This window comes from Bacillus sp. JJ1562, from assembly GCF_036962705.1.
Taxonomy (GTDB): Bacteria; Bacillota; Bacilli; order Bacillales; family Bacillaceae_L; genus Ferdinandcohnia.
In genome coordinates, this window is record NZ_JBALOQ010000003.1 from 19,492 (window position 1) to 42,808 (window position 23,317).

Genomic DNA, 23,317 nt, shown 5'->3' on the forward strand with positions numbered 1-23,317 from the left:
GTTGAAACGATTATTTTGCAACTAAACCTAGCTTTAACAGACTGCCTGCAATTTGTACTGAGTTCCATGCTGCACCTTTTAATAGGTTGTCAGATACTACCCACATGTGGAATCCATTATCTTGGTCTAGGTCTCTTCTGATTCTTCCTACAAATACATCTTTTTTACCGACTGCATGAATTGGCATTGGGTATACTTGTTCTTCGGGATTATCCTGTAATACAATTCCTGGTGCGGATGCTAATAAATCTTTTACTTCCTGTGCAGAAACCCCATTTTGAGCCGTTTCAAAATAAACAGATTCAGAATGTCCAGTTTCAACCGGTAAACGAACACAGGTAGCAGCAACATGAAGATCCGGTAAATGCATAATCTTCTTCGTTTCGTTAATCATTTTCATTTCTTCAAAAGTGAAACCATTATCCTCAAATTTATCAATTTGTGGAATTGCATTAAAGGCAATTTGATAATGCTTCTTGTCACCTTTTACAGGTAAAACCTGTGGAGTAAATTCATTTCCTTCAATGATATCCTTTGTCTGCTCATTCATTTCTTCGATGGCAGCTACACCAGAACCTGAAACTGCTTGATAGGTTGAAACAATAACTTTTGATAAACCATAGGCTCTACGAATGGGCTCTAAGGCTACAACCATTTGAATAGTTGAACAGTTTGGATTTGCGATAATACCATTGTGATTAAGAAGGTCATTTTCATTTACCTCCGGAACAACAAGAGGTACATTTTCAGCCATTCTAAATGCACTTGTGTTATCTACTACAATCGCACCTCGTTTTACAGCTTCTGGAGCTAGTTCTTTCGAAACGCCACCACCAGCACTAAATAAAGCAATATCAACACCTTCAAATTTTTCTGGTGTTGCTACCTCAACTGTTACTTCGTTACCCTTATACGTAATCTTTTTACCAGCAGAACGTTCTGATGATAATAAAGTTAATTTTGTTAATGGAAAATTTGTTTCTTCAAGTGTTTTGAGCATTTGCATTCCTACTGCGCCTGTAGCACCTACAACCGCAACATGTAATTCTTTTTCTACTGTCATTTGATATTCCCCTTCCTGGTAATACTAGAACGTCTAATTTTCGTTTAATGATATATATTTTACCACATACAAGTACTAAAGGAGAGAAGAATTTTCATTCTTTCTCGTTTAGTATGAAAATTTCATCAATTTTCGTCGTCTCGGAACCTTTCTACAATGACTGGCTGTAATTGTTTTCCTTCAATTGCTGCTGCAACAGTGTCGCGAAGCTCAGTCATACGAGCAACCATTGAATTAGGTTTCTTCGTTGGTGCATCCTGGCCATACGGGATAAAATAAATATTTTTTGTTGCCATAAGTCTCATTAAGTTAACACCATTTAACCCTAAAGCGTCATTCGTAGAAATTCCTAAAACAACTGGACTTTGATTACGTAATGTTGCCTTTGCAGCCATTAAAACAGGGGAATCCGTTAAGGCGTTTGCGAATTTACTCATGGAATTCCCTGTAAGCGGTGCTATCACCATGCAATCAAGTGGGATTTTAGGTCCTAATGGTTCTGCTTTTACAATTGAATCTATCACTTTATTACCAGTGACTTTTTCAATTCTTTCAATCCATTCTGCACCTTCTCCAAAACGTGTATTCGTTGACTGGACAGTCCAAGAGACGACAGGTAATACTTCAGCACCCTCATCAACAAGTCTAATAATTTCAGGCAATACCGCATCATACGTACAATGGGATCCCGTAACACCAAATCCGATTCTTTTCCCTTTTAATGAAGTCATATTATTCGTTCTCCTCTCTTTGTTGTAATAACTCAAGAAGTAGTTGAGATAATACATTCGCAACGATTTGCCCAGCAGTCTTTGGAGCTACAATACCGGGTAATCCTGGTGCTAATAATGCTTTAATTCCTCTTTTTTCTGCATATCTAAAATCAGTTCCCCCTGGTTTTGAGGCTAGATCAACAATCAATGTGTGGGCAGGCATTTTTGAAATCACACTTGCCGTTACAATTAAATGTGGGATGGTATTAATACAAACATCAATATTCTTAACCTCGTCAGCAAGATTTGAGAGCTGAAATGGTGTTAATCCCATTTCTGAAATTCTCGCAATATGCTCTGTTTTTCTGGCACCTACTTTTACGTTTGCTCCTAATGCAGCAAAGCTTCTTGCCACACTCATGCCAACCCTTCCTAGTCCTAGTACCGCAACATTCGAATTATGAATCGTTATATCCGTATGTTGGATGACCATCATAATTGTACCTTCAACCGTTGGAATGGAATTATAGATGGCTACATCATCTCTTTCAAATAAACGCACTAATTTACGATTTGTTGCATTAATAATCCCATCTAAATACGAATTGCTAATTCCAGAATAAACAACACAGTGTTTAGGTGTTTGTGATAAGATTTCTTCTGATAAGACCACCGTTTCATTTGAAAAGATCGTTTCGACCTCGCCTTCACTGTTTGTTCCGGATACTGGCAAAATAATCGCATCTATATCTGTAAAGTCGATTTCGTCTAATCGTTCCTTTGAAGCTCCTGTGAATCCATGGTCTAATTGATCAAATCCAATTAATGAAAGCCGTGCATCTAATTCAATTAGTTTACGAATCACTTCTAATTGTCGTGCATCTCCACCAATAATTGCTATATGCATATCGGTTAACATACGTTATATCACCTTCTTTTACCAAAATAAAACTCGAATGAATGTGAGTAAGTAAACGTCTCACATCAGCGACCTTCGGTTTCTTCTACCTATAATCTTTGTTGAGGGATGGCTCCCACAATTAATAAAATCACCATAATTTTATCTACTCCACCATACTATGAGGCATTTCTGAAATAGGTGAATGAACAAGATAAAATTTGCTTAGGATAATTTTCTTACGGTAAAATATAAAAAACCCACGGAATATCCGTGGGTTTAACTTGTTTTCTATTCAATTTCCTCTGCACTATCTTCATCTGGAATATCAATGATGATCATATCTGTTCCAATTTTACGAATATGCTGCCACGACACACGGACTTCATTTCCTTGCTTTTTTAAACCAAACCATTTTAAAGACGGAATAATAAGAGCCTTAATTTGTCCTGTTCTTTCATCAATTTCTAAATCAGTTTGACCTAAAACACCAAGTCTTTCAGCACGTTTGACATCGACAATTTCTTTACCACTTAATTCACTTAGCCTCAAAAAGACCACCCCTTCATTGTCCTTAATACATTTTATGGAGTAGTCCATTTATTTAGAAGCATCAGTTTATAAGCTTTTGTGGCAATCCTTCAGTTGGACTAATTAACGCCAGTGAAAAATCATCTGTAAATACTTGTTTTGCCATTGTGTTTACACTATTTTCATTTACTTTATTAATTTCATCTAAAATCTGATCAAGACTCTTATGTTCTTTTAATAATAATTCATTTTTCCCGTTACGACTCATCCTGCTATTTGTACTTTCAAGGCTTAGCATAAGGCTGCCCTTCATTTGTTCCTTGCTATTCTTTAATTCTTTTTCAGTAATACCTTCTGCTTTCAGCTTTGCCAAAGTATCCTGAATCGTTTCAAATAACAGATTTAATTGCTTACTTCCTGTTCCCCCGTAGATTGTCACCATCCCGGTATCCTTATAAGAGGAATGATAGGAGAAAACAGAATATGCAAGGCCTCTTTGCTCACGAACTTCCTGGAATAATCGACTGCTCATGCTGCCACCAAGAATATTATTTAACACGATTAAGTCATACACATCTTTATCCCCGATTTGCAAGCCATTAAAGCCAAGGCAGAGGTGAGCTTGTTCGGTTTCTTTTTTACGAGTGATTTTATTTGTATGGAATGATGGCTTTTGTAGTTCCTGTTTTGTTTGATTACCAGAATAGCTACCAAAATACGCTTCAACTTCAGATATAAAATTTTCATCAATATTCCCTGCAATTGATACAACCACTTTATCCGGGGTATACATATCATTCATATATTGACGTAGCTTATCTCCATTAAAGGTATCTAACGTTTCTTCAGTGCCCAGTATCGGATATCCTAATGGATGATTCTCATAGCTAGCTTTACTTAATAAGTCATGGACGATATCATCTGGTGTATCCTCATACATTTTAATTTCTTCGAAGACTACATTTTTTTCTTTTTTCAATTCTTCCTCATCAAAGGTTGAATTAAAAAACATATCAGCAAGGACATCTAATGCATATTTTGCATGTTCATCTAATACCTTTGCATAATAACAAGTATACTCTTTAGATGTGAACGCATTTACCTGTCCACCTATACTATCAAAAGACTCCGCAATTTCTCTTGCAGATCTTGTTTTTGTTCCTTTGAAAAACATGTGCTCTAGAAAATGTGAAATTCCGTTAATTTCCGGAGTTTCATTCCGTGACCCTGTCCCAATCCAGACACCAATTGCAACTGATCGAACAGTTGGGATGTTTTCTAATACAATTCTTACACCATTTTGACAAGTATATTTTTTGATCAAGGCTGTATTCCTCCAGTTCTAAAAACAACATGTTACTTTTTCTTTAGTATTATACGTTCTTCGCTTAATAATGTAGAAACATTGTCGATTGCAAGATCTTTTTGTTTAATTGAGAGAATTAATCTTTCAAGACTTTGAGCGGTTGGTGATGTCGGGTGCATTAGTACCATAGCACCAGGATGAACTTTTCCCATTACTCTTTGTACCAATACATGTGGTTGTGGACGCTGCCAATCGATTGTATCAACACTCCACATAATTGTTTTCATTCCGAGTTCATCTGCTATCTTAACAACTTCATCACGGTAACTGCCACTTGGAGGAGCAAAAAGAGTTGGCTTTTTACCTGTAGCTGCTTCAATTACCTGATTCGTTTTGATTAATTGCTCCCTAACAAGCTCAGATGACAATGTTTTCATATCTGGATGTGTATAGGAATGATTGCCAACCTCATGCCCAGCATCTACAATCATTTTTGCTAAATCCGGATTTTCCTTGACCCATCTACCCTCTAAGAAAAAAGATGCTTTTACATTATGTTTCTTTAGGGTTTCAAGCATATCTGGAATATATTCATTGCCCCATGCTACATTTATTAAAAAGGAAACGATCGGTTTATTTGGATTTCCACGATAAATCGCTGAGGAAGGTAAATCTTCTAGATGAACCTTCGGAGAAAGTTGCTTAAACACAAGCTTGTTTACATCAAAGGTGCCATCTTTTTTCATCTTTTCATAGGAAGCTTGAATATCGACCTCAAGGCCATTTATGCCAGGAGTGGCTTTCCAAACAGGGTCTATCTTAGCATCTTCCGCTGGAATGCTATACTCGATTGCCCTTTTTTCAATTTCATTTAATAGCTGATCACCTTTACTGCTGACAGGGATTGCATCAGCGCTTTGTTTTAATCCCTTAACGTAATCATTTGTATACGGATTATGTAATGAACCGATGGAAATCAATAAAATGCATATAAAAACAAAAAATTGTATGTATTGTTTTTTCATAGCTATCCCCCTCTTTACTAGAAAATATGTAAAGGAGGGACAAGGTAGAACTGAAATCAGTATTTTAGGGAAAAGCATTTGTGAAACCTAAAAAGCCCGGCTTACCAGGCTTTAGAAAAAATTATTGTTGTTGTTGTTTTTCTTGTTCCTTTTGTTCACGTAAAACGGCTTTTCTAGATAGGTTTACGCGACCTTGCTTATCAATTTCTGTTACTTTTACAAGGATCTCATCTCCGATTGAGACAACATCCTCAACTTTTCCAACTCGCTCTTCAGCAAGTTCAGAAATGTGAACAAGTCCATCTTTACCACTGAAAATTTCAACAAAAGCACCGAATTTTTCAATGCGTTTTACTTTACCAAGGTACATTTGGCCAACTTCTACTTCACGAACGATGTCTTCAATAATTTTCTTGGCTTTTTGATTCATTGCTTCATCAATAGAAGATATAAATACTGTACCATCTTGTTCAATATCAATTTTTACGCCAGTTTCGTCAATGATCTTATTAATTTGTTTACCACTTGGTCCAATAACATCACGAATCTTATCTGGATTAATTGCCATAGTTAAAATCTTCGGAGCATATTTAGAAAGCTCAGATCTTGGGGTTGTTAATGTTGCTAACATGGAATCAAGAATCTGCATACGACCTTTTTTCGCTTGTTGCAATGCTTCTTCAAGAATTTCACGAGATAAGCCTTCGATTTTAATATCCATTTGTAGGGCTGTAACACCTTTTGATGTTCCCGCAACCTTAAAGTCCATGTCTCCTAAATGGTCTTCCATTCCTTGAATATCCGATAACACTGAATAATGCTCACCTGATTTAATAAGTCCCATAGCAATTCCAGCAACAGGAGCTTTAATCGGAACACCAGCATCCATCATTGCAAGGGTACTTGCACAAATACTTGCTTGTGAAGTAGAACCATTTGATTCCAATACTTCAGAGACAAGACGGATTGTATAAGGGAAATCCTTTTCAGAAGGAATAACAGGCTCTAATGCACGCTCACCTAATGCACCATGTCCAATTTCACGACGACCTGGACCTCTCATTGGACCAGTTTCACCAACACTAAATTGAGGGAAATTATAGTGGTGCATAAAACGTTTTGTCTCTTCAATTCCTAATCCATCAAGAATTTGCACGTCCCCTAATGCACCAAGAGTACAAATACTCAATGCCTGGGTTTGTCCACGTGTAAACAGTCCAGAACCATGGGTACGACTTAATAATCCTACTTCAGATGAAAGTGGACGTATCTCATCGATTTGTCTTCCGTCCGGACGAACCTTTTCAACTGTAATTAAGCGTCGAACTTCTTCTTTAACAAGTTTATTTAAAATTTCCTTCACTTGCTTAATAGTAGCTGCTTCAGCTTCCTGCTCTTCGTATTCTGCAACAATTGCTACTTTTACTTCACTAATTGCAGCTTCTCTTGCATGCTTTTCAACAACTTGTACAGCTTTAGTGATGTCCTCTTCTGCTTTTGCTCGAATTTGTGCTTCAAGCTCTTGATCAAGCTCGTAAAGGTCAATCTCCCTTTTTTCTTTACCGACTTCTGCAACGATTTTTTCTTGGAATGCAATTAAACGCTTGATTTCCTCATGTCCAAACATAATTGCTTCAAGCATCACTTCCTCAGGAACCTCATCAGCACCTGCTTCAACCATGTTGATTGCATCTTTTGTTCCTGCAACAACTAAATGGATATCACTTTTTTCTTGGTCTTTTACTGAAGGGTTAATGATAAATTGATTGTCAATTCTACCAACAGTTACACCTGCAATTGGACCCTCAAATGGGATATCAGAAACAGATAACGCCAATGATGAACCGAACATTGCAGCCATTTCAGACGAGCAATCCTGATCCACACTCATCACTATGCTGACTACTTGTACTTCATTTCTGAATCCATCAGCAAACAAAGGTCGAATTGGACGGTCTATTAATCGACTTGCTAGAATTGCTTTTTCACTTGGTCTACCTTCACGTTTAATAAATCCTCCAGGGATTTTTCCAACTGCATATAATCGCTCTTCGTAGTTTACAGTAAGTGGGAAGAAATCCAATGGTTTTGGCTCTTTTGATGCGGTTGCTGTACTTAAAACAGCCGTTTCTCCATAGCGAACTAATGCAGCCCCGCTAGCTTGCTTCGCTAGTTGACCAATTTCTACGGTCAGCTGTCGGCCAGCCCAGTCCATGGAAAAAACTTGCTTTCCTTGTTCCATATAAAAGTACCCCTCTCTAAATCACATTCAGATATATATTATGTATTGATAGTATGAACTATTTTATTCGAACATATCAATACTCGTTCAATATGTAAAGTAAATATTGATCAAATATGGTAGAAATGGAGGAAAAAAATCCCTCCATTTTTAACCTAATAAAAAAGCGGGAATGCTCCCGCTTTTTCGTAGATTATCGACGTAGTCCAAGCTTGTTGATTAATTCACGGTAACGAGTTACGTCTTTATTACGAAGATATGTTAATAAATTACGACGTTTACCAACCATCTTTAATAGACCACGACGTGAATGATGATCTTTCTTGTGTGTACGTAAATGATCATTTAACTTATTGATTTGCTCAGTTAGGACAGCGATTTGAACCTCTGGTGAACCAGTGTCATTCTCATGAGTTTTGTACTCGCTGATAATTTCGTTCTTACGCTCTTGTGTGATAGCCATCCTATTCACCTCCTATAATAGTATCCCCGATTACCTAGCAGACGTTGGTGATTCGAACTGCCACGCAATGGTTCTTTTTCATACTTAAATAGAATACTACTTTTTACGATAAAAAGCAAGTATGTTCGTGTATTTTCTCAAAGTATTGCTTTGCTTGTTCCTTATCTTGTCCAATTTGTTTGATTAATTCATCAATGGACGGAAACTTTCTTTCTGAACGAATTCTTGTATGCCATTCGACAATAACTTCTTCATTATAGATGTCTTCATTAAAATCAAACAAATGGACTTCAATTGATGGTACTGTCTTGTTTTCATGAAAGGTTGGTTTAACACCAAGGTTACAAACACCATTATACCATTTTGAACCTATGTTTAAACGCACTGCATAGACTCCCATTTTAGGAATAATATAATCCCCACTCGTTTTTACATTAGCTGTCGGAAAGCCAATGGTTCTTCCTCGTTTATCCCCATCAACTACGATCCCTTTTACTGTATAGAATCTACCTAATAGTGGTGGAAGTTGATCCATTTCTCCTTTTTGAATCAAGTCTCGAATTACCGTAGAACTCACCTTCTCACTCTTGAAGGTTAATTTCTCGACAGTCGTCTGAGTGAATCGTCCATTTGAAAATTCAGGAAGAGTTTCCATCGTTCCTTTTCCAAATCGTCCAAATGTAAAATCAAATCCTGCGACAACATGCTTTACATTCAAACCAAAAATGTATTGATCAACAAATTGTTGTGGCGATAAGCTTGCAAACTCAGAAGAGAAATTCACAATGTATAAATAATCAATATCCATTTCTTCAAATAACTCTTCTTTATGCTGTAATGGTGTAATATATTCAACATTTGTAACGTCTTTTTTAAGGACAATTGATGGATGGGGATCGAAAGTCATGACAGAGCATGCGATTCCTTGTTTCTCTGCTTCCTTCTTCGCAGTTTCAACAACCTTTTGGTGACCTAAATGAACACCATCGAAATATCCTAAAGCCAAGACAGTTGGTGGTAAATCCGTTTGATTATATGAATGTGGGTGTGTGATATGAATCGTTTTCACTTCTATTTCACCTTTTCTACTTCTAAATCAAATACGCCTAAGCGTATTTGCGCCCAATTTTTTTCGGGCTTGCTCGAAAAATTTCCTTTTAAAAATTGTGGCATCCGCCGGAGGCATTAACTTTATTCAGCCAGAGTTTGGAATCAAACCAGAATTTTAAATTATATATGAATTAATTCCACCACCTTAAATAGGGGTATACTGCTGAATAAAGTTGCCTATTTTAATTCTTGGTTATTAACTAATACTTTAAAAGGTTTTATCAATTGTGGTTTTTCTGGATGTCGTTGATATATTGCTAGGATTTCTCCATTATGTAGGATAGCAACAGGTTCCCCGGACGGAAGTTCGTTAAACTCTTTTGGAACCGGGAAAACAGACCCATTTTTTACTTTCTCTGCTACTTTATCATTAATTAAAATTTTGCGCAAATGAGAAAGGGCATCTTCAATCGATAGAAGATGGTCCTGAATTATTCCGGCTTGGACATGGTTTTCTAATTCTTCTAATGTCATGCATTGATCGAGGGTAAAGTCACCCGAAGCGGTCCTTTTTAAATCAGACATATGTGATGGATACCCAAGTTTTTCACCAATCTGTACAGCTAAAGTCCGTACATAGGTGCCCTTACTGCAGGTTACACGAAAACGAAATGTGACAGTTTTATCCTTTTGCAAGATATCACCGAGTAGCTCAAGTTTATGAATGGTAATTTTACGAGATGGTCTTTCGATTACCATTCCCTGTCTAGCGTACTCATATAGGCGCTTTCCATTTACCTTAACCGCAGAATACATAGGAGGTGTTTGAATGATTTCCCCGGTTAAAGAATGAAATACGTCTAAGACTTCAGCTTTCGTGATTTGCCTTTCTACTCTTTTTTCTTCTACTTTTTCTCCTGATGCATCTTCTGTAGTCGTCGAAAAACCTATTGTCGCTTCCCCCTCATAGGTTTTATTTGCCGCCGTTACATATTCAACGATTTTCGTTGCTCTTCCTAGACAAATGGGTAATACACCAGAAACATCAGGGTCTAACGTTCCAGTATGGCCTACTTTTTTCATCTTTACTAACTTTCTGACCTTAAAAACACAATCATGGGAAGTCATCCCTTTTGGTTTATTGAGCAGAATAATTCCATCCACTAAGAGCCACTCCCCTACACAATTTTCTAATATGCTTCGTTTCATTACTTTCATAAAACAATTGAAAAAAGGGATAGACTTTATAAAAAAGTCTATCCTCTCCCTTATTCTCGATTTGAATCTTGATTTGGTTGCTTATTTATTTCATGAAGGATCGTTTCAATTCGATTTCCATAATCAATTGATTCGTCAAATTCAAATAGAATCTCAGGTGTTTTCCGTAAACGAATACGCTGACCGATTTCTGAACGGATAAAGCCTTTCGCTTTCGCAAGACCTTTTAACGTATTCTGTCTTTGCTCTTCATCACCTAAAACTGAAATAAAAACTTTAGCTTGCTGAAGGTCTCCAGTAACTTGAACGTCAGTAACAGTAACAAATCCAATCCGAGGATCCTTAATCTTTCGTCCAATAATGTCACTTAATTCCTTCTTCATTTGTTCTCCAACACGATTAGGTCGTAAACTCATCTAGATATCACCTCTTATAACCACTCAAAGTCGGTTATTGTTCGATCTATTTCTGGGAACGAATCAATATACTTTAGGGCGTTGTTTAATTCGAGTTCAGAATGCTTTCGGCTTGATGATACAGTAACGATTGCAAGCTTGGTGCGTTGCCATGTATCTTGATAGTCTACCTCAGCAACTGAAACATTAAACTTTTGTTTGAGTCGAGTCAGGACACTTTGTAATACGGCACGTTTTGCTTTTAAAGAATTTGCATCATAAATGACACATTCGCACTCCACATAGCCGATCAATGACGATCAACTTCTTGCATCACGAATGCTTCAATGACGTCTCCTTCTTTAATATCGTTATATTTCGTAATTGTTATACCACACTCGTAGCCTTGTGCAACTTCCTTGACATCATCCTTGAAGCGTTTCAATGTATCGAGTTCGCCTTCAAAAATAACAACACCATTACGGATAAGGCGTACTCCACTATCACGTGTGATTTTACCGTCTGTGACGTAAGAACCGGCAATTGTACCAATCTTAGATACTTTAAAGGTAGTACGAACTTCCGCCTGCCCGATTACTTTCTCTTCAAATTCTGGGTCAAGCATACCCTTCATTGCAGATTCGATTTCTTCTATTGCTTTATAAATAATACGGTGAAGACGGATATCAACTTCCTCTGCATCAGCAGTGCGCTTTGCATTCACATCAGGTCGCACATTAAAGCCGATTACAATCGCATTTGATGCTGAAGCGAGAGTTATATCGGATTCATTAATTGCACCGACACCAGTATGAATAATCTTAACTTTAACACCTTCTACATCTATTTTTTGAAGAGATGCGGCTAAAGCTTCTACAGATCCTTGAACATCCGCTTTAACAATAAGATTAATTTCCTTCATTTCACCTTGTTTAATATGCTCAAATAAATCTTCAAGACTAACTTTTACTTTATCGCCACGTTGCTCTACTAATTGCTTTTGCGCTCTGGCTTCCCCAACCTGACGTGCTTTCTTTTCATCTTCAAATACAACAAACTGGTCGCCAGCCTGTGGCACATCATTTAACCCTGTAACTTCAACAGGCGTGGATGGACCTGCTTCCTTAACGCGACGGCCAACATCATTAACCATTGCTCGAACACGACCAAATGTGTTTCCAACTACTATTGGGTCACCAACACGTAGAGTTCCATTTTGAACTAATAATGTTGCAACGGAACCTCTACCTTTGTCAAGTTGTGCTTCAATCACTGTTCCAGTTGCTCTCCGTTTTGGATTTGCCTTGTATTCTTCAACTTCACCTACCAGAAGAATCATTTCAAGCAAGTTTTCGATACCTTCTCCAGTTAATGCCGAAATTGGAACGAAAATGGTGTCTCCACCCCAATCCTCCGGAATTAGCCCATGTTCTGTTAATTCCTGCATAACACGATCAGGATTTGCTGTTGGCTTATCCATTTTATTCACTGCTACGATGATTGGTACCTCAGCAGCCTTTGCGTGGTTAATTGCTTCAACTGTTTGTGGCATTACACCATCATCTGCTGCAACAACTAAGATAGTGATATCTGTAACTTGAGCACCTCTTGCACGCATAGTTGTAAACGCAGCATGACCTGGAGTGTCCAAGAAGGTAATTTTCTTATCATTTACAACAACTTGATAGGCACCAATATGCTGTGTAATACCACCAGCTTCGCCAGCTGTGACCTTTGTATTTCGGATTGAATCAAGGGTAGTTGTTTTACCATGGTCAACATGTCCCATGATTGTTACGATAGAAGGTCTTTCGATAAGATCTTCTTCTTTATCCTCTTCAACATACTGTTCAAATTCTGTAACTTCAAAAACAATTTCTTCTTCTACCTCTACGCCATATTCAGACGCAATCAGTTCAATTGAATCCTTATCAAGTTCTTGGTTAATTGTTGCCATAACACCTAGCATGAAAAGCTTCTTAATAATTTCAGAAGGCTCTTTGCCAAGTTTTTTAGCTAATTCTCCGACTGTTAATGAACCGACAAACGTAATTTTTTCAGGCAATTTCTTTTCTGGCTTTGGTTGAACTGGTTGGTGTTGATTGTTAGGACGATGATTGCCTTTTTGTTTGTTCTTATTATTCCTCTTATTATCCTTAGGTTGAAATGCCTTTTTCTGACCTTGATTCTCAGGTTTTTTACCGTCACGATTTTTAGGAGGTACAGGCTTTTTCTTTGTTTCTTTTTTATCAACCACTACTTCATCATTATTAGCTGATGGTTTTGGTTTATTGCTTTTGTTTTGATCCTGTGCAGGCTTAACCTGCTCTGATTTCTTTCCAAATGTTTGATCCAATTTATTCAAAATATCTCCTTCAATTGTTGCCATATGATTTTTAACCTCAATGTCCATCTCTTTAAGCTTTGTAATTACTTCCTTGCTTGAGATATTTTGTTTTTTTGCATATTCGTATACACGCATTCTACTCATATGTTCACCCCCAAATATGTTAATCGAGCAAGTGACTAATCTTTTTTGCAAACCCACTTTCTGTTATCGCGACAACCACTCTGGCATCCTTTCCAATCGAATGACCCAATGTATATCGGTCGCTTACAGTACGAAGTTGAATCTGATAATACGTGCTTTTATCCGTAATTTTCTTTGTAGTGTTTGCTGACGCATCTTCAGATAAGAGAACTAGCTTTGCATTTCCATTGCGAATTTCCTTCACAACAAGTTCTTCACCTGAAATGACTTTTCTCGCTCGATTGGCAAGACCCAATAACGACATCCATTCCTTGTTTTCCATCTATAAAGACTACTCCTTATCTACCAACTGAAGTAATTCTTCATAAATTGAATCATCAATCGTAGCTTTCAGTTGACTTGCAAGAATGTTTTTTTTCTTTGCAAGTAAAATACATTCTTTGTCTTTACTGAGGTATGCACCACGACCAGACTTTTTTCCAGTGAGGTCAATTGAAACCTCGCCTTCTTTGGAACGTACAATCCTTACAAGTTCCTTTTTTGGCTTCATTTCACCACTAGCTAAGCATTTACGTAATGGTATTTTTTTATTTCCTACCAATTTCCTTCACCTCACTCGATTTCTTCAGATTGCAAATCGAATGCTTCATCCTCGGGTTCTACTTCATTGTCGTCAAATAAACCAAAGCCGTCTCTAGGGTAGATACCCGCTTGCTCTGCTTCTGTTTGACTTTTAATATCGATTTTCCACCCAGTTAATTTTGCTGCTAAACGAGCATTTTGCCCACGTTTTCCAATTGCTAATGATAATTGATAATCAGGAACGACAACTGTGGTTGCTTTTTCGTCTTCATTAACAATTACATCAACTACTTTAGATGGACTTAAGGCGTTTGCTACGAAAACAACTGGATCATCAGACCATTTAACGATATCGATTTTTTCACCTTTCAGTTCGTTCACAATTGCTTGAACCCGCTGTCCCTTAGGACCAACACAAGAGCCTACTGGGTCAACTTCATGATTATCAGAGTGGACAGAAATCTTTGAACGATCTCCAGCTTCTCTCGCAACCGATTTAATTTCAACTGTTCCATCATAGATTTCTGGAACTTCGATTTCAAATAGACGCTTTAATAATCCAGGATGTGTTCTAGAAACAAAGATTTGTGGTCCTTTTGTTGTTCTTTCAACCTTTGTTATGTAGACTTTAATTCTGTCATGTGGCTTATATTGTTCGTTTGGCATTTGTTCGTTTACAGGTAGCAATGCTTCAATTTTCCCTAAGCTAACATAGATGAACTTAGAATCTAGTCGCTGAACGATTCCTGTCATGATATCTTCTTCACGATCAATAAACTCTGAATAGATAACTCCTCTTTCTGCTTCACGTACACGTTGAGTTACAACCTGCTTTGCAGTTTGAGCAGCAATTCTACCAAAATCCTTTGGTGTTACTTCGATTTCAACAACATCTTCGACCTGGTAGTTTGGATTAATCGTTCTTGCTTCATCTAAGGAGATCTCGAGTCTAGGGTCAAACACTTCATCTACTACATCTTTTCTTGCAAACACACGCATTGAACCGTTCGCTAAGTTTAAATCAACTCTTACATTCTGAGCCTGATTAAAATTCCGCTTATATGCAGAAATAAGTGCTGCCTCAATTGCTTCAATAATAACATCTTTACTAATGCCTTTTTCTTTCTCGAGCAATGTTAAGGCATCTAATAATTCACTACTCATTCGTTTTCTAATCCCCCTTATTAATTCTAACTATTAATGAAAAGTAACAGCGAGTCTTGCATTTGCAACTTTTTCATACGGAATTTCCAAAGATTTTTTACGTGTTTTGACCATAATATTGATTATAATCGTGCTTCCATCAAATGATGTAAGCTCCCCTTCAAAAATCTTTTCGCCGTCGATTGGTTCGTATGTTTTTATATACACGTGTTTTCCAATTGCCTTTTCGAAGTCGCTCATCTTTTTCAACGGGCGTTCAGCACCGGGACTTGATACTTCGAGAAAATAGTTATAAGGAATAGGATCGATTTCATCAAGCTTTTCGCTTAATTTTTCACTAACAGTTCCACAGTCTTCAATATCAACCCCTTTTTCAGAATCGATGAAGACACGTAGAAACCAGTCTTTTCCTTCCTTTACATACTCAACATCAACAAGTTCCATCTGTAATTCAGTTAATATAGGTATCACTAATTCTTCCACTATTTGTGTTACCTTTTTACTCATGTTTTTCCTCCTAAGCTGATAAGGAATATAGTTTTTATACGTTAGTATTTCCTAAGTAGTGTAAAAACACCCTGCTATAGTAGCAGGGAGGCAGTTGGAAAATATAGAGAAGTTCCATCATAACACAAAGTTGTTACACATTTTTAGCCTCAGCCAAAGAATAAAGAGTGGGGAGCCCCACTCTTTTACCAGTAATTATACATAGCATTTCCATAAAAACTATAACATAACCGCTATTTATATGCAAATAAAAGTCTAAATTAGAACAGGGATAATTGATTTTGTTCTGGCATATCTTCTAAGCAACCATGGTTATCAAGGAATTCCATAATTGTTTTCGATACTTTACCACGTTTTTGCAAATCTTCTTTTGATAAAAATTCGCCATGTTCTCTCGCTTTCACAATATTAATAGCTGCGTTTGTTCCTAGTCCAGGAATTGAATTGAACGGAGGAATGAGAGCATCCCCGTCAATAATAAATTCTGTTGCACTTGAGCGATACAAATCAATCTTCTTAAAGGAAAATCCACGTTCACACATTTCTAAAGCTATCTCAAGAACAGTTAAAAGGTTTTTTTCCTTAGGTGCAGCATCAAGCCCTTTGGCATTGATTTCTTCCAATCTTGCGCGAATGGTACTAGATCCACGAACCATTGCATCAACATCAAAATCATCTGCACGAACTGTAAAGTATGCTGCATAATAGAGTAATGGCAAATGAACCTTAAAGTATGCAATCCTTACAGCCATTAATACATAAGCGGCAGCATGGGCTTTCGGGAACATGTATTTAATTTTCAAACATGAATCTATATACCAATCAGGGACATCATTTTTCTTCATTTCTTCTATAAATTCATCTGTTAGTCCCTTACCTTTACGGACAGATTCCATAATTTTAAATGCCAACGAAGGATCTAACCCTTTATAGATAAGATAAACCATTATATCGTCACGACACCCTATAACTTCACTAAGCGTACAAATATTGTTATGAATGAGTTCTTGTGCATTCCCCAACCAAACATCTGTACCATGTGACAGACCTGAAATCTGAACTAGTTCAGAGAAAGTAGTTGGCTTTGTATCCTCAAGCATTTGACGAACAAATCGTGTACCGAATTCTGGAATACCAAGGGTACCGGTTTTACACATAATTTGCTCTTCAGTTACACCGAGTGATTCAGTACCACTGAAAATTTTCATTACCTCAGGGTCATCCGTTGGGATGGTTTTTGGATCAATTCCACTTAAATCCTGAAGCATCCGGATTACGGTCGGATCATCGTGTCCAAGTATATCTAGCTTTAATACATTGTCATGAATTGAGTGGAAATCAAAATGGGTTGTTTTCCATTCAGAGTTTGTATCATCTGCTGGAAATTGTATTGGCGAAAAATCAAAGATATCCATGTAGTCTGGTACTACGATAATACCACCTGGGTGCTGTCCAGTTGTTCGTTTTACACCTGTACAACCTGCTACTAAACGATCTGTTTCTGCCCCACGCATTGTTAAGTTATGATCATTGGCATATCCTTTTACATATCCATAAGCTGTTTTTTCAGCTACTGTACCAATTGTACCAGCTCGATATACATAATCCTCACCAAACAATACCTTTGTATAGTTATGAGCACGTGGTTGATACTCTCCAGAGAAGTTTAAGTCGATATCCGGTACCTTGTCACCCTTAAATCCTAGGAATGTTTCGAACGGAATATCATGGCCATCCTTCTTGTAATTTGCCCCACAATTTGGGCATTCCTTATCTGGTAAGTCAAACCCCGAACCGACTGAACCATCATTAAAGAACTCAGAATGCTTACAGTCTGGACATACATAGTGTGGCGGTAATGGATTTACTTCTGTTATTTCCGTCATTGTCGCAACTAACGAAGAACCAACTGACCCACGTGAACCAACTAGATATCCATCATCAAGTGATTTTTTAACAAGTTTATGTGAAATCAAGTAAATAACTGCGAATCCATGCCCAATAATACTTTTTAGTTCTTTTTCTAAACGCTTTTCTACGATTTCAGGTAATTCCTCGCCATAAATGCTTCTCGCCATGCTATAGCTCATATTCCTGATTTCATCTTCAGCACCTTCGATTTTAGGTGTATATAGGTCATCTTTTATCGGTTTCACTTCGCCAATCATATCTGCAACTTTTTGCGTGTTTGTAACGACAATTTCCTTTGCTTTCTCTTTATCAAGAAACGAGAAACAGTCCAACATTTCATTCGTTGTTCGGAAATGAACCTCTGGAAGCGAGTGTCGATTTAATGGATTGGCCCCACCTTGAGACCTTACTAAAATCTTTCGATAAATATGATCATCTGGGTTTAGATAATGCACATTCCCTGTAGCAACAACCGGTAGATTCAGCTTTTCTCCAAGGCTGACAATATTCTTTAAGATATCTTTGAGTTCACGCTCATTTTGAATCAAGTCTAATTCCAATAAATGCTTATAGTTTGAAGGTGGCTGAACTTCTAGATAGTCATAAAATTGAGCAATCGACTCAACTTCCTCAGGTGACTTCTGCATCATTCCTTCAAATACTTCTCCTTTGTCACAAGCAGAACCAACTAAAATACCTTCACGATATTTTTGTAGCTGTGATCGTGGGATACGTGGTACACGGTAAAAATAATTCATATGTGAAATAGATATTAATTTAAATAAATTTTTAAGTCCTACATCAGTTTGGGCAAGTAATGTTGCATGAAAAGGTCTTGACCGTTGGTATGATTTCCCTTGTCCCATATAATCATTTAATTGATCATGGTACTCAATCTCTTTTTCAGCTGCATCTTTTAAAAGTTTAACGGCTAAGTACCCTGTTGCTTCCGCATCATAAATTGCACGGTGATGCTGAGTTAATTCAATATCGAATTTTTTACACAATGTATTTAATCGATGGTTTTTTAATTCTGGATATAAAAATCTAGCGAGTTCAAGTGTATCAATAACTGGATTTGTTGCTTGTTCAAGCCCCGCCTTTTTATAGCCAACATTTAAAAAGCCCATATCAAAACTCGCATTATGAGCAACTAATATTGCATCCTCTGCCCAGTCATGGAACTTTACTAGGACCTCACTAACCTCAGGTGCTGAGCTTACCATATCATCTGTGATTCCCGTAAGATCGATTGTTGTCGCACTTAAGCGGTGGTGCGGGTTAGCAAATGATTCAAATCGATCAATGATTTCACCATTTCTTACTTTGACGGCAGCCAACTCGATAATTGTATTATAGACTGCTGATAATCCTGTAGTTTCTACGTCAAAAACGACATAAATATCGTCTTCTAAATGACGATGCTGTGAATTATAAGCAATTGGGACACCATCATCGACTAAATTGGCTTCAACACCATAGATCATCTTAATCCCATTTTTCTTAGCAGCAGAATAAGCTTCTGGGAATGATTGACCAACCGCATGGTCTGTTATAGCAATGGCAGTGTGGCCCCATTTTTTAGCTTGTCCTACTAATTGACTAACAGACGTTACAGCATCCATCTGACTCATTGGTGAATGCAAATGAAGCTCGACACGTTTTTCTCCTTCGGGAGCAGTGTCTTTTCTTTCATTCATAGGCTGTATTTCATTAATATCATTTGCAAGCATAACTAAGTCTCTAACAAAAGTATCATTTTGAATACTTCCTCGACAACGGACCCACATACCTTTTTTAATGGCTTGTAATAGGTGAACATCCTCTTTATCGCGTGAGAATACTTTGACTAAAATCGAATCTGTATAGTCGGTAATTTTGAATGTTAATAGTGTTCTTCCACTGCGCAATTCCCTTGTCTCAGCAAAGAAAATATACCCTTGAACGGCAATTCTTCGCTCCTCGTCAAGGATTGAACTAATTTCTTTAACTTCATCATCATTCTTAATTGTGTAACCAATGGTAATCGGCCCCGAAACAGCGTTCGCTTGGTCTTTTTCTTTCTCTTTCTTCTGCATGTCAGCAACAGCTAACAATGCTTTTTCCTGGTCTTCCTGTTGTTTTTTCTCTAAAAACAGTTCGTACTCTTTATCAGAAGCCTCTACCTCTGTTTCAAGCGTAAACATTGGAAAACCATAGGATTGATATACACTTCCTATTAATTGACCGTATTTTTTCTTAATAGCAACGGATTCTGTATCATTTCTTGTTTTGATTTGAAGTTTAAGTCCTTGCTGTGTTGGAAGTTGATTATGCAATAAAGACAGAATTGGTGGTGCGATTCCATCTAATTCTTGTAAACATAGTGGCCAATAGGCTTGGACCATTTCTTCGGTCACATGCTGGGATTGGACATTTAAAGTGAAGGTTACAGATGCAATATGGGTAAATTTTGTTCGTATTTGTGTCGAAAAAATCCGCATGACATCTGCAGGAACCACATTTTCAAAAGAAAATAAGAAATGCCATGCTTTCTTTTCTTTGTCAATCGTGAGTTTTACAATTCCTGCATTTACAAAGTGTGTAACGAGTGCATCGTCAGTTAATTCTAACTGCTGTAACAATACCTTAAAACGTTCTTTTTGCTGTGGCGATAATTCCATCCTCGTTCCCCCTCTTCAGACAGAATAATTTAAGGTACCCCATTTTTTGCGAGGTACCTCTTTACTTTTCTACTATTTATTTTACTATATATTTTTTAATTGTCTCGATAAGATTTTCAATATTTATTTCCAATGTTTCCCCTGTCTTACGAACCTTCACTTCTACAATACCTTCGCTAGCACGTTTTCCAACAGTGATTCGCAGCGGTAAACCAATTAAATCAGAATCTGCAAATTTCACACCTGGGCGTTCTACACGATCATCAAATAATACGTCATAGCCACTTTCCTGAAGGGAAACATACAATGATTCAGCTAGAACTTTTTGTTCTTCATTCTTCATGTTTACAGGGATTAGATGCAAATTATATGGAGCTAGATTTTCAGGCCAAATTAGACCATTGTCATCATTGGATTGCTCTGCTACAGCAGATAGAGTTCTAGATACACCGATACCATAGCATCCCATAATCATTGGTTGTGTTCTTCCGTTTTCATCGAGGAAGGTTGCACCCATCGCTTCACTATATCGTGTACCAAGCTTAAAGATATGGCCAACTTCGATACCTTCAGCAAACACAATTTTACCTTGTCCATCTGGTGAAGGGTCTCCTTCTTGGATAAAGCGAAGGTCTTCATATTGAATTCCAGTAAAATCACGATCTGGGTTTACATTTACAAAATGATAATTCTCTTTATTTGCACCGCAAACCCCATTGACAACCGATGCCACGGCATGATCAGCAATTACAGTGATTTCATTAGTAACATTAATAGGGCCTAAAGAACCAACTGTACAGCCCATGATACGTTCAGTATCCTCAGTACTCGCTAATTCCACATTTGTTGCTTCTAGCAAGTTTTTCACTTTAATATCATTTATTTCATGATCACCACGAGCCAATACTAGAATAAATTTTTCATCTACTTCAAAAAGAAGAGATTTTATGCATTTTTCAGTAGAAACGTCTAGGAATGTTGCTACTTCTTCGATTGATTTTTTCTCGATTGTTTCTACTTTTTCTAGTTCTTTCACTGGTTCATTACTTTTTGGATATTCCATGACAACAGGTGCCATTTCGATATTCGCTGCAAATGAGGAAGTATCAGAATACGCAATTGTATCCTCTCCAACTTCTGAAAGTACCATGAATTCATGGGTATCTTTTCCACCCATTGCACCAGAATCTGCAATAACTGCACGGAAGTTAAGTCCACATCGGGCAAAGACATTTGAATAGGCAGTATACATTTTTTCGTATACGTCATGAAGGCTATCTTGATCAGCATGGAATGAATATGCATCCTTCATGATAAATTCTCGACCACGTAATAACCCGAAGCGCGGTCTTTTTTCATCGCGAAATTTTGTTTGAATTTGATAAAGAGTAAGCGGTAGTCGTTTATATGATTTAATTTCATCACGAACAAGACTAGTGATTACTTCTTCATGTGTCGGACCTAATACGAAGTCACGTTCATGACGATCATGCAGTCGCATTAGTTCTGGACCGTAAGAATACCAACGCCCAGATTCCTGCCATAGCTCTGCTGGTGTCAAAGCTGGCATAAGGAGTTCAGCAGCTCCAGTTCGCTCCATTTCTTCGCGGACAATTTTTTCGATTTTTTGTAAAACACGTCTTGCTAATGGAAGATAGCTATAAACCCCACTAGCATTTTGTCTAATAAAACCCGCTCGAATTAAAAGCTGGTGACTTTTGATTTCGGCATCGGCTGGTACTTCCCGTAGTGTAGGAATAAGCGTCATACTTTGTTTCATATCTTGCACCTCGTTCTATTTTGAACTTATTTTATAAAAAGAATCGTTGAATATCATTCCATGTAACAACCAACATTAGAAGCATTAATAAGGCAAATCCGATAAAATGGACCATCCCTTCCTTTTGCTTGTCAATCGGTTTTCCACGAACGGCTTCCAACGCAAAGAATACTAATCGTCCACCATCAAGAGCTGGCAATGGTAAAAGGTTCACAATTCCTAGGTTTATACTTAGGATTGCAGCCCATTTCATCACATAAAAGATTCCGGATTGAACAACTGTATCGGTCGATACATATATTCCAACTGGTCCAGAAAGCATGTCAATCGAGAATTGGCCTGTGATAAGCTTTCCAAGGCCGAGTAAAATTTCCTTTGTCCACATAAAAGTTTCCAAAACCCCATATTTCAAGGATGGTAGGACCGATTTTTCTACTGGTCCATAAACACCTATGACCCCAATCGTTTGATCTTCAATCTGTTGAGCTTTCGGAGTTACAGAAATATCATGAAGGTTTCCATTACGTTCGACGACAAAGCCGATTGCTTCTTCAGGATGTGAGCGAATAATATTAACAATATCATTCCATGTGGAAACTTGTTCATTATCAATCTCACGAACAATATCACCTTCATGTAGTCCAGCTTGAAGTGCTGCTCCATCTTCGGTTAGTTTTCCAAGGATAGGTTTATCAATCGGTGTACCTTGTAATAAGCCAATTACAATTAAAATAATAAAGGCTAGTACAAAATTCATTGCAGGACCAGCAGCAATTGCCAATGTCCGTTGCATTAAGGTTTTTGATGAAAATTGGCGATTATATGGAGCGATTTGCGTTTCTTGTCCATCAACAACTAGAAAAGCAGTGTCACTAACCTCATATCTTTTTAGAACCTCATCTTCTCCATCTTCATAACCAGAAATAAAAAGATGATGCTCTAAATCGGCTTCCTCAACCTCAATTACCTTTAAATCTGGATATTTATCCTTATTATTTAAAATAATTTTATCGACTTTACCATTTTTATCAAATAACAACCCGATATTATGTCCTGGTTTAATTTCAACCATTTCCGGGTCTTCGCCAGCCATTCTAACATAACCGCCAATCGGGAGGAGACGAATCGTATAAAGTGTTTCATTTTTTCTAAAAGTAAATACCTTTGGCCCCATTCCAATTGCAAATTCACGACAAAGAATTCCCGCTCGCTTTGCTAAAACGAGATGTCCCAACTCATGAAAAAATACGAGTGCACCAAAAATAATGATAAAGGCTATCACAGTCTCCACATATTTAACCACCTTTTGTTAGAT

General features: G+C 37.4%; 20 protein-coding genes. All 20 read right to left on the minus strand.

Annotated features, from left to right (window positions below; genetic code table 11):
• Positions 1 to 10: 10 nt before the first annotated feature.
• Positions 11 to 1,063 (minus strand): aspartate-semialdehyde dehydrogenase, encoded by a 1,053-nt coding sequence (gene asd / locus V7097_RS01000; RefSeq protein WP_335701727.1) that lies wholly within the window; start codon positions 1,061 to 1,063, stop codon positions 11 to 13.
• Positions 1,064 to 1,188: 125 nt separating this feature from the next.
• Positions 1,189 to 1,794, minus strand: a complete 606-nt coding sequence (locus V7097_RS01005) for a dipicolinate synthase subunit B (RefSeq protein WP_335701728.1) — start codon at positions 1,792 to 1,794, stop codon at positions 1,189 to 1,191.
• A 1-nt stretch (position 1,795) separates the two neighbouring features.
• Positions 1,796 to 2,695: a dipicolinic acid synthetase subunit A gene (dpaA, locus tag V7097_RS01010; RefSeq protein WP_335701729.1), complete on the minus strand. Its 900-nt coding sequence runs from the start codon at positions 2,693 to 2,695 to the stop codon at positions 1,796 to 1,798.
• 270 nt (positions 2,696 to 2,965) lie between these two features.
• Positions 2,966 to 3,226 (minus strand): YlmC/YmxH family sporulation protein, encoded by a 261-nt coding sequence (locus tag V7097_RS01015; protein ID WP_335701730.1) that lies wholly within the window; start codon positions 3,224 to 3,226, stop codon positions 2,966 to 2,968.
• A gap of 61 nt (positions 3,227 to 3,287) precedes the next feature.
• Positions 3,288 to 4,529: a M16 family metallopeptidase gene (locus V7097_RS01020; protein ID WP_335701731.1), complete on the minus strand. Its 1,242-nt coding sequence runs from the start codon at positions 4,527 to 4,529 to the stop codon at positions 3,288 to 3,290.
• Positions 4,530 to 4,561: 32 nt separating this feature from the next.
• Positions 4,562 to 5,536 (minus strand): polysaccharide deacetylase family protein, encoded by a 975-nt coding sequence (locus V7097_RS01025; RefSeq protein WP_335701732.1) that lies wholly within the window; start codon positions 5,534 to 5,536, stop codon positions 4,562 to 4,564.
• 121 nt (positions 5,537 to 5,657) lie between these two features.
• Positions 5,658 to 7,778, minus strand: a complete 2,121-nt coding sequence (pnp, locus tag V7097_RS01030) for a polyribonucleotide nucleotidyltransferase (RefSeq protein ID WP_335701733.1) — start codon at positions 7,776 to 7,778, stop codon at positions 5,658 to 5,660.
• Positions 7,779 to 7,971: 193 nt separating this feature from the next.
• Positions 7,972 to 8,241 carry a 30S ribosomal protein S15 gene (gene rpsO, locus V7097_RS01035; protein WP_010282323.1) on the minus strand — a complete coding sequence of 90 codons (270 nt, stop codon included), beginning with the start codon at positions 8,239 to 8,241 and terminating at the stop codon, positions 7,972 to 7,974.
• Between the two features lie 103 nt (positions 8,242 to 8,344).
• Positions 8,345 to 9,310, minus strand: coding sequence for a bifunctional riboflavin kinase/FAD synthetase (gene ribF / locus V7097_RS01040; RefSeq protein ID WP_335701734.1), 966 nt, complete (start codon positions 9,308 to 9,310; stop codon positions 8,345 to 8,347).
• Positions 9,311 to 9,528: 218 nt separating this feature from the next.
• Positions 9,529 to 10,455, minus strand: a complete 927-nt coding sequence (gene truB, locus V7097_RS01045; protein WP_335701735.1) for a tRNA pseudouridine(55) synthase TruB — start codon at positions 10,453 to 10,455, stop codon at positions 9,529 to 9,531.
• 104 nt (positions 10,456 to 10,559) lie between these two features.
• Entirely contained in the window at positions 10,560 to 10,925 is a 366-nt protein-coding gene (rbfA, locus tag V7097_RS01050) for a 30S ribosome-binding factor RbfA (RefSeq protein ID WP_335701736.1), read from the minus strand.
• Positions 10,926 to 10,939: 14 nt separating this feature from the next.
• Positions 10,940 to 11,218 (minus strand): DUF503 domain-containing protein, encoded by a 279-nt coding sequence (locus V7097_RS01055; protein ID WP_335701737.1) that lies wholly within the window; start codon positions 11,216 to 11,218, stop codon positions 10,940 to 10,942.
• Positions 11,215 to 13,395, minus strand: coding sequence for a translation initiation factor IF-2 (gene infB, locus V7097_RS01060; protein ID WP_335701738.1), 2,181 nt, complete (start codon positions 13,393 to 13,395; stop codon positions 11,215 to 11,217). The genes V7097_RS01055 and infB overlap by 4 nt, the downstream gene beginning before the upstream one ends.
• A gap of 19 nt (positions 13,396 to 13,414) precedes the next feature.
• A complete protein-coding gene (locus V7097_RS01065; RefSeq protein WP_335701739.1) occupies positions 13,415 to 13,717 on the minus strand; it encodes a YlxQ family RNA-binding protein in 303 nt (100 codons plus the stop codon).
• A gap of 9 nt (positions 13,718 to 13,726) precedes the next feature.
• Positions 13,727 to 13,996: an RNase P modulator RnpM gene (gene rnpM, locus V7097_RS01070; RefSeq protein WP_335701740.1), complete on the minus strand. Its 270-nt coding sequence runs from the start codon at positions 13,994 to 13,996 to the stop codon at positions 13,727 to 13,729.
• 11 nt (positions 13,997 to 14,007) lie between these two features.
• Positions 14,008 to 15,141, minus strand: coding sequence for a transcription termination factor NusA (nusA, locus tag V7097_RS01075; protein WP_335701741.1), 1,134 nt, complete (start codon positions 15,139 to 15,141; stop codon positions 14,008 to 14,010).
• Between the two features lie 33 nt (positions 15,142 to 15,174).
• Complete coding sequence (gene rimP, locus V7097_RS01080) at positions 15,175 to 15,648, minus strand: ribosome maturation factor RimP (RefSeq protein ID WP_335701742.1); 474 nt, start codon at positions 15,646 to 15,648, stop codon at positions 15,175 to 15,177.
• A 260-nt stretch (positions 15,649 to 15,908) separates the two neighbouring features.
• Positions 15,909 to 20,222 (minus strand): PolC-type DNA polymerase III, encoded by a 4,314-nt coding sequence (locus V7097_RS01085; protein WP_335701743.1) that lies wholly within the window; start codon positions 20,220 to 20,222, stop codon positions 15,909 to 15,911.
• 76 nt (positions 20,223 to 20,298) lie between these two features.
• On the minus strand, positions 20,299 to 22,002 hold the full coding sequence (locus V7097_RS01090) for a proline--tRNA ligase (protein ID WP_335701744.1): 1,704 nt from the start codon (positions 22,000 to 22,002) through the stop codon (positions 20,299 to 20,301).
• A gap of 31 nt (positions 22,003 to 22,033) precedes the next feature.
• Positions 22,034 to 23,293: an RIP metalloprotease RseP gene (rseP, locus tag V7097_RS01095; protein ID WP_335701745.1), complete on the minus strand. Its 1,260-nt coding sequence runs from the start codon at positions 23,291 to 23,293 to the stop codon at positions 22,034 to 22,036.
• Positions 23,294 to 23,317 lie beyond the last annotated feature (24 nt).